At 38.0% G+C, this 7,357-nt stretch carries 9 protein-coding genes and 1 pseudogene; 7 read left to right on the plus strand and 3 right to left on the minus strand.

Annotated elements, in window-relative coordinates; genetic code table 11:
* Positions 1-119: 119 nt before the first annotated feature.
* The 7 genes and pseudogenes from F6K40_RS37440 (at position 120) to F6K40_RS37465 (ending at position 5,205) form a co-directional block, all read left to right on the plus strand.
* The gene (locus F6K40_RS37440; RefSeq protein ID WP_293144461.1) at positions 120-470 is read left to right on the plus strand and encodes a hypothetical protein; all 351 of its coding nucleotides are present in this window, start codon (positions 120-122) and stop codon (positions 468-470) included.
* Positions 470-1,168: an RNA-guided endonuclease InsQ/TnpB family protein gene (locus F6K40_RS37445; protein ID WP_365674145.1), complete on the plus strand. Its 699-nt coding sequence runs from the start codon at positions 470-472 to the stop codon at positions 1,166-1,168. Before F6K40_RS37440 ends, F6K40_RS37445 begins: the two co-directional genes overlap by 1 nt.
* A pseudogene (locus F6K40_RS41210) lies at positions 1,164-1,352 on the plus strand (hypothetical protein); the annotation flags it as partial. The gene F6K40_RS37445 and the pseudogene F6K40_RS41210, both read left to right, overlap by 5 nt.
* 80 nt (positions 1,353-1,432) lie before the next feature.
* A complete protein-coding gene (gene isiD, locus F6K40_RS37450) occupies positions 1,433-1,645 on the plus strand; it encodes a protein IsiD (RefSeq protein WP_293144467.1) in 213 nt (70 codons plus the stop codon).
* Positions 1,646-2,442: 797 nt separating this feature from the next.
* On the plus strand, positions 2,443-3,642 hold the full coding sequence (gene coaBC / locus F6K40_RS37455) for a bifunctional phosphopantothenoylcysteine decarboxylase/phosphopantothenate--cysteine ligase CoaBC (protein WP_293144482.1): 1,200 nt from the start codon (positions 2,443-2,445) through the stop codon (positions 3,640-3,642).
* A 134-nt stretch (positions 3,643-3,776) separates the two neighbouring features.
* Complete coding sequence (locus tag F6K40_RS37460; protein ID WP_293144470.1) at positions 3,777-4,034, plus strand: hypothetical protein; 258 nt, start codon at positions 3,777-3,779, stop codon at positions 4,032-4,034.
* Between the two features lie 1,021 nt (positions 4,035-5,055).
* Complete coding sequence (locus tag F6K40_RS37465) at positions 5,056-5,205, plus strand: hypothetical protein (RefSeq protein ID WP_293144473.1); 150 nt, start codon at positions 5,056-5,058, stop codon at positions 5,203-5,205.
* Between the two features lie 13 nt (positions 5,206-5,218).
* On the opposite strand, the gene arsJ is transcribed toward F6K40_RS37465, so the two are convergent.
* From arsJ to F6K40_RS37480, 3 genes are all read right to left on the minus strand, one after another.
* Complete coding sequence (arsJ, locus tag F6K40_RS37470; RefSeq protein ID WP_293144476.1) at positions 5,219-6,475, minus strand: organoarsenical effux MFS transporter ArsJ; 1,257 nt, start codon at positions 6,473-6,475, stop codon at positions 5,219-5,221.
* Positions 6,476-6,766: 291 nt separating this feature from the next.
* The gene (locus tag F6K40_RS37475; protein ID WP_293144479.1) at positions 6,767-7,003 is read right to left on the minus strand and encodes a PIN domain-containing protein; all 237 of its coding nucleotides are present in this window, start codon (positions 7,001-7,003) and stop codon (positions 6,767-6,769) included.
* Between the two features lie 122 nt (positions 7,004-7,125).
* Positions 7,126-7,357 (minus strand): PIN domain-containing protein (locus F6K40_RS37480; RefSeq protein WP_483143789.1); only part of this gene is annotated, 232 nt, incomplete at its 5' end.

Genomic DNA, 7,357 nt, shown 5'->3' on the forward strand with positions numbered 1-7,357 from the left:
GACAAAAAGCTAAAAGTGTTCATGTCAGCAAATTAAAAGTTGTACATAAAAAAGACGGTTATACCTATACATTTTGTCCACAATTGTCTATAAATGTCGAGGAAAATGCCGTCTAGGACTTGACAGAGTTTAGAACACAAACCAGGGATGGTAGAAAAAAAGGCATTGATGGCAACCCAATAACGAAGAAAGGAGATAAGCACCCAAATATAATTAATGGTTATGTTTTGTGGGAGACTGTTCAACTAGCAGATTTAGCACAAACCAAAAAGCTCTTCCCTGAATACAAGTCGATGCACTCCCAGGTATTGCAAGATGTGATCCAACGGGTACAAACTACGATGGATAACTTTACCTTACCTGATAAAAACGGTAAAACCAGCGGCAGACCTAAATTCAAGGGGAAACATTATTATAATTCCTTCAGCTATGCTCAGTTATCAAATACCAACCCATATCAAAAATGCTAATGGTCGCTACCCATGTCAATCTACCAAAAATTGGTTTAGTCCCTTTTGTCTTCAATCGGCAAATACCAAAGGGGTTCAAGGTTAAAACAGGTACAGTAATTCTTGAAGCTGACGGATGGTATATCAGCTTCACGATAGAAGATAAGGCCGTACCTTTGAGGCGTGCAGAAATTCAACCCACTGAAAAAAACTCATGCATGTTTGATTTAGGATTGTTGCATTATGCTGTTACCAGTAATGGTGAGTTTATAGAAGTTCCTAAATTTTTTAGAAAATCTGAACATAGATTATCTAAACTTCAGGTGAGATTAACCAGAAAACAAAAACATTCCCCACCCTGGAAAATTCTCAAGCGTAAAATAGCCAAACTTCATCAATTAATAGCTAGACAACGTTTAGACTGGCAATTCAAACTTGCTTATTATTTGTTTAGTGATGTAAGCGTAATATTTCTAGAAGACCTACTTCTAGCCAATTTAGTCCGACGTTGCAAAGCTAAATTAGGTAATAATGGTCAATTTTTACCGAATGGCCAGTCAGCTAAGTCAGGATTAAATAAGTCTTTGCAAGATGCAGCGTTTGGTCAGTTTGTTGAAGTCTTAGAGTATGTAGCTTGGAAACTAGGTAAACGAGTTATCACGCGTAGACCCAAAAGGCACATCTCAGCATTGTTGGAAATGCTTAAACAAAGTTTCTAAAAGCTTATCAGAGCGTTGGCGCTCTTGCCCTAAGTGTGGTCAGCAGCTCGATAGAGACTATAATTCAGCACTTCTAATACAAAAAATAGGATTATTATCAACACAGGAGGAGGACATCACTTCTGTTAAAACTGCGGTCAGGGCTTCCTTGGCTGAAGAATCCCGCGCTCTCCATCCCCCCTAACCCCCCTTTGGAAGGGGGGAGGGGAACGTCGGGAGTATGTCAATAGTTTCAGCAGATGCCATTTCAGGAGGTTGGTTTTGATGCAAACTGTAACCCGTTCTTTACAAGAAGTTTCTAATTTAACTACAGAAGATGTAGCTAACTTAGCTGTTCGTTTGGAGGACGATGACTATAAAAATCCTTTTGACGGGTTAAATGATTGGCACCTGCTACGAGCGATCGCCTTTCAACGTCCAGAGTTAATTGAACCTTATATCCATTTATTGGATCTAGAGCCTTGTGATGAGGCTTAAGGAAAATATTAGGAATGCGCAGTTAGTAATTTAATATTTTTTTGATTTGGGAGTGTAGGTTTTCTAGGATAATAACCAGGATATTTTTTGCCTTGGATATTTTTTACCTAACACTCCTGATTTATCTAAATTATATGAAATACGTTAAAGATTTATAGGGAGTAGAGGCGATTCTTGTATTTGCATATTTGCACAATTTTTTTATTTCATATTATTCAAAAATTATTACTTATAGCTTCAAGAATATAGTTTTTCTAAATAGACATTTATATAAAATAGGGAGTAGAGGCAATTTACGAATCGCCCCTACGGGATTAGAAGAAAATAATTGGTGATTTATATATAAATCAGCGATCCATGTTGCGGGTAATCAAAAAGTAGAAATAAGCTCCTAAACTCTTACCGAAACAATTAAATAATTAGATAATTCAGGTTTAAAGCCTCCCCTTTCAAGGGGAAAAAGCGGTCGAGGGATGCCGAGGTCTCCTCGGCATATCCAATCGACCAAGAGAAATAAATTTTTTCCTTCTTGGTCAATCCTCTCCCTTTTAGGGAGAGGTAATTATCCATTATCCATTATCCATTATCCATTATTGAACCATTGCCCATTGCCCCCAAACCTCCATACCAAAAAGTAGCAATATTTTTGACATGAATAAAATAGGATTGCTATATTAATTGATTTTATTTTTGATTATTGGAGATGTTTAATCAACTTAAAAGGTTGATTTTGAAGCGTCAAGGTTTTGAACTGATAAAATATAACTTTTGAATTTTGAATTTTGAATTTTGTGAATATGGGTAGAAAAGTTTTAATTGGTATTTGTGGTGGTATTGCAGCTTATAAAGTTTGTGAAGTAGTTTCTACTTTAGTAAAATCTGGACTTGAAGTTAGAGCAATTTTGACGGATGCTGCTCAACAGTTTATTACACCTCTAACTTTATCTACTCTCTGTCGTTATCCCGCTTATACAGACCAAGATTTTTGGCAACCTTCTCACGGACGTCCGCTGCATATTCAGTTAGGAGAATGGGCAGAAATAATAGTTATTGCTCCCCTCACCGCAAATACTTTGGCAAAATTAGTCTATGGTTTTGCAGATAATTTACTGACTAATACTGTTTTAGCTTCTAGTTGCCCCATTTTATTAGCTCCCGCAATGAATACTGATATGTGGGAACAAACAGCAGTACAACGAAATTGGCAACAAATATTGACAGAAAAACGATTTTATGGTATTTACCCTGGTTCTGGAATTTTAGCTTGCGATCGCGTTGGTCAAGGTAGAATGGCCGAACCGAGGGAAATAGTCACAAATATAGAATCTTTATTATATACGGCAGGTAAAAGAGATTTAGCAGGTAAGAAAATATTAATTAGTGCCGGGGGAACGCGGGAACATTTAGATCCTGTGAGATTTATTGGTAATCCTTCTACGGGTAAAATGGGAATAGCTATAGCTCAGGCAGCATTGCATCGAGGAGCAAATGTAACTTTGGTGCATAGTATTTTGGGAGAGTTGCACTTGTCAGGGGTAAAAATTATAGAAGTAGTAAATGCTGCTCAGATGCAACAAGCAATGTTAGCTCATTTTGCCGAAGCAGATATAGTAGTAATGACTGCTGCAGTGGCAGATGTAAAACCTGCTGAATATAGTAGTGAAAAATTGCCCAAGCGATCGCTACCAAATTCATTACCTTTAGCAGCAGTACCAGATATTATTGCAGAGTTGGGAAAATTAAAGCAGTCTCACCAATATTTAATTGGTTTTGCAGCACAAACTGGAGATATTGTTGCTCCTGCGTTAGAGAAATTGCGGGTTAAAAATTTAGATGCTATTGTTGCTAACCCTATAGATCGCCAAGGTGCGGGTTTTGGCAGTAATACAAATCAGGGAATTATTCTGGATGCAGAAGGTCGTCAGTTAGATATTCCTTCTTGTAGTAAATTAGAAATGGCTCACCGTTTGTGGGATTTTGTCTGTTACAGTGGATAATCCCCCTAAATCCCCCTTTGAAAGGGGGACTTTGAAGATTCTCCCCCCTTACAAAGGGAAGCAGGGGGAATATAAAACTTTTGTCGCGGCGGGTTTATTTGATGTGATACCGTAAAGCAACAACATCAATAAATATGAACACTATTGAACACCTGGGCGATAATTTGTGGGGAGCAGAAATATTAAAGCAATACGATCGCGAAGACGAAGATGGAATGAGAGAAGTCTATATAGCTGTGCAAATTGATTGTAATACTCGCAGATTTCTTCCTATAGTAATCAGACGACTAACTGCTACTGGTCAAGTTATTGGCGAAACAACACTAGGAGGCAATAAATTCACATCTCCTAAAGGTTCGGAAAGAGGAATTTTGACGATATGCGATCGCTAATGTATTTATTTAGGGCTTGCTGATTAAATCTAAAAGGATTGACATTAATCATGGTTTGAGCTTTTCCAAGTCTTGAAAAAGTACAAGGTTTTCCTTCTTGCATAGCTGCATAAAGTGAGGATGAAAGGGTTGACTTAGGAAGAAAAATCACTCATTAAATTCTTCCTCCTGCCTTCTCGCTCCCATACCCATTCCTCCTGTCTCCTTACTCATAAGACTTTTTCAGCAAGCCCTATTTAGGAAGTAGGTTGGGTTGAGTGCGACTCGTTGGGTCAAAGAAGCTTAAATTGCAACATGACCCTTTAACCAAATGGTTAAAAACTCATAACTTTATTAAGGTTCAATTCCTTCCCTCTCAGCTAGGGAGTGACTTCATAGCTCAGGTTTAATGGGTTAACAACCATTACTCTCCGTGCATGGGCTAAAAGCGGATAAGCCTTAAGGACTAAGGACGACGCCGCCAGAGGAGTTAGTCAAGGTAAAGAACATGAATTCTGTCAAACGTTCGTCAACCTAAATCGGGGTAATTGTCCTTGTATCCCCCGTGACCAAAATGGTACAGATGACGCCCCTTTAAGTCTTCAACCGCTTAAAGGACAAGAAAAGTAAATCTCGGACGACTCAGGACACTATCAAGCTAACGTGAAATGTGTTATGGGAACGAAGTAACCCCTATTGGACTCTCGTTTGATGAGTAGGAAAAGTTTAACCAATGTCTTTTAGGGATAAGGAAACCCCTGCGAAGCAAGCCTGGAGAAATGTCTAGGATACGCAGACGTGGGGAGGTACTTAAGGTAGGCGGGTTATACCAGAAACTAACATAGCCGAAAACGCGATATTAGAGCCACTCGAAGAGTAGGAGACTCTAAATGCCAAAAATAAACCTCCAGGCAAAGCGCCAAAGGCAATAATATTAGCGTGGCCTGACCCGACTATATATATATAGGCGGTAAAAGGAAGTATGTGAACCTAACCTCGAAATAACCTTAGCTATCAGGAGCCGTGTGAGTTGGAAACTCTCATGCACGGTTTTGTAACAGAGGTGAGGGATAGCGATATCCCCATCGACTGTATCGGTATCGAAAGCCAACACAACACTATTAAAGAGCAAGATTTTGTTGGGTTTCACTATTATTCTACCCAACCTAGATTTACTACTCCTAACTCCTGACTCCTTCTTCTTCTTAATCCCCTCCACCAGCTTTCCAAGCTATAGCTTGAGTAGGTTGAGGCTCGGGTAACTTCAGAGAAACTAAAGCTGCTGCTAAGACAAACAACATTGATACCCACAAACACCCTACTAAACCAAATATCTGATAAACCAACCCAGATAAAACCGTACCTGCAAGACGACCACCAGAATTAGCCATATAATAGAAACCAACATTTAAAGCTACTTTGTCATCATCAGTAAATGCCAATACCAGGTAGGAATGAACTGCAGAGTTAAAAGCAAACACTATGCCAAATAACATCAACCCACCAACAATAACCCAATTAGCAGGTAAACCTAATTGTAGTCCCAGAGCGATCGCGCCGGGAATACCAGTCAATGTAAACGTCCAAAATTGGATAGTTTTTGATTGTGGTGGCTCACCAGAACCAAATTTCTGTATAAGCGACGGTGCTAAAGATTGAATAATACCATAGCCAATCACCCAACAAGCCATAAATCCACCAACTTGATAAAACGACCAACCCAAAACACCTTGCAAGAAAACGGGTAATCCCACTACAAACCAAACATCTCGCGAACCAAATAAAAAGAAGCGAGCAGCAGAAAGAATATTAATTTCCTGACTCTTAGAAAAAAGTTGTTTAAATTTCACCTTCTGCTTAATTTTGCCCATATCCTTTGGCAAGATTAAACCAGTGAACATAATCAAAAACAATCCTCCCGCCATTATCCACAGAGCATTAACAAATCCAAATAATGACAGGAGCGCACTACCTAGAAAAAAACCAGCTCCTTTAAGAGCATTCTTGGAACCAGTTAAAACAGCTACCCACTTAAATAGAGATGATTGAGCATCTTTAGGCACAACTAACCGAATAGCACTTTTAGAACTCATTTTCGTTAAATCTTTAGCAATTCCAGAAAATGCCTGTGCTACCATCACATAAGATACAGCCAACCATTGCGCCCAACTTGGGTCTACATAAGAAAGCATAATTAGAGAGAAAACCTGTATCCCAATACCACTATAGAGAGTCAGTCTTAATCCAAATTGTGAACCGATCCAACCACCGAAAAAATTGGCGAATATCCCAAAAACTTCATAAAATAAGAACAAAAAGGCTATTTCTAGAGGAGTATAGCCAATTTTGTGGAAGTAGAGTAGCACCAACATTCGCAAAGCACCATCAGTAATGGTGAAACCCCAGTAAGCAAGGGTGACTAGGGCATAATTTTTTATACTAGAACTTGTGGTAGAAGCCATGATTTTAATTAACTTGAGCTATTGCAATATGAAATCATTCGAGAGAAAAAATTGTAGGGGTTTGGTCTCCAAACCCAAGAGCAAACCTTACCGAAAAATTAAGGTATAAAACCTCTCCATTCATGGAGAAAAAAGCGGTAGGCAAGCGGAGCAGTCCGTAGGATGGGATGCCGAGGTTACCTAAGCATATCCAATCGACCAAGAGAAGAAAAATTATTCCTTTTAGCCAATCCTCTTCTTTATAAGAATGAATTTATAAGAAGAAATAATTGTTAATTATTGAAGACCTATTTAGGATTGCTGTAACCAATTTTCTAAAATTAGACCTTCAATTATTAGCATATCAGAATCATTAGAAACTAACACCAGATTATGATAAATTGCCGTAGCTGCAATCAGAATACCAGGAATTTGTATGGGTGTTTCTTTCTGCCTTAAATTTGCATAAATGCCAGAGGCGATGTTAATTATCTCTATCTTGTCTAAAAACAAAATATTGATATTATTTTTACCGAAACAATTAAACAATTAAATAATTAGATAATTAGATAATTCAGGTTTAAAGCCTCCCCAATAAAGGGGGAAAAAATAAATTTTTTCCTTTTAGTCAATCCTCTCTCTTTTAGGGAGAGGTAATTATCCATTATCCATTATTGAAACAAACCCTCCAAAATAGCTAACTTTTTCTGGGAATTAATTGCTAATAAACCTCCCTTACTTTCAAAATAGTTAATACAATTGATAAAAAGTTTCTCTTCTCTATAATTAACATTATCAAGCCGAAACAATAGTTTAGAATCTTGTTTAATAAGAGCAGAGAGAATATTTGTATCTAATAAATATCCTATTACCGAAAATTTTTGGTTTAAAACCTCCCCTTGG

The organism is Okeania sp. SIO3I5 (genome assembly GCF_010672085.1).
Taxonomy (GTDB): domain Bacteria; phylum Cyanobacteriota; class Cyanobacteriia; order Cyanobacteriales; family Microcoleaceae; genus Trichodesmium.

Coding starts and splice junctions, on each gene's coding strand:
- F6K40_RS37445 (WP_365674145.1), top strand. CDS start 470: ATGGTCGCTACCCATGTCAATCTACCAAAAATTGGTTTAGTCCCTTTT.
- isiD (WP_293144467.1), top strand. CDS start 1,433: ATGCAAACTGTAACCCGTTCTTTACAAGAAGTTTCTAATTTAACTACA.
- coaBC (WP_293144482.1), top strand. CDS start 2,443: ATGGGTAGAAAAGTTTTAATTGGTATTTGTGGTGGTATTGCAGCTTAT.
- F6K40_RS37460 (WP_293144470.1), top strand. CDS start 3,777: ATGAACACTATTGAACACCTGGGCGATAATTTGTGGGGAGCAGAAATA.
- F6K40_RS37465 (WP_293144473.1), top strand. CDS start 5,056: ATGCACGGTTTTGTAACAGAGGTGAGGGATAGCGATATCCCCATCGAC.
- arsJ (WP_293144476.1), bottom strand. CDS start 6,475: ATGGCTTCTACCACAAGTTCTAGTATAAAAAATTATGCCCTAGTCACC.